At 73.4% G+C, this 670-nt stretch carries 1 protein-coding gene; it reads right to left on the minus strand.

Going from position 1 to position 670, the window contains the following annotated elements; all coding sequences use genetic code 11:
* The coding region (locus tag AC2W7M_RS26900; RefSeq protein ID WP_486136287.1) for a hypothetical protein at positions 1-184 on the minus strand (184 nt) is incomplete at its 3' end.
* Between the last annotated feature and the right edge of the window lie 486 nt (positions 185-670).

Raw genomic sequence — 670 nt, forward strand, 5'->3', positions numbered from 1 at the left:
TCGAGACGCCGCGCGGGGGCCAAAGCCGCCGGCCAAGCCGCCCGGTCACGGCAAGCGCGACCGCCAGGCGAAAGGCCGGCATCCGAACGCGGCCCCCGGGGCAAGCCAAAAAGGAAAAGCCGACGCGGCGCGCCTGACGCAGGCGCGCAATGCCGGGGATCGGACCGCACGCGGGGACGCTCAAGGCCGGCGCCGGGCGCGAGAGCGGACCCTTCCGCTCCTGCGGGACGTCGCGGTCCCGGCACCGGAGCGCAATCCGGCTCGTCACCGAGCGGATTCGGCCGTGCGAACTGACGCAGGGCGGCGATATGGGCGGCCCAAAGAGGCGGCCTCGAGCGGCGGCGTCACGGTTTTCGCCCCCTAGAGGCGGGAGGCGGCCACGCCCGTGTGGCCATGGGGTTACATTCTCTGGCCCTATCGGCCGTCCTCGCCCGGAGACGGTAGCCAACAGCCACTACGGGATCGTACGTCTCTCGGCGTCATGTTCAGGGCGTAGGGGGCGGCAGTGGGGTTCACCGGCAGGAACGGGAGCGTGTTCTCCCACGCGTATCCTTCGAGCGCGCGCCGTCGTCGGCGCGGCGCCGGGCGGAGGCTCCTCGGCTCGGTCGCCGGCACGGTGGTGCTCGCGGCACTGCTCTCGCCCCTGGTCCCGGCCCGCGCGGCGGACATC

The organism is Xanthobacter sp. BG11Y11_SDJG (genome assembly GCF_057364445.1).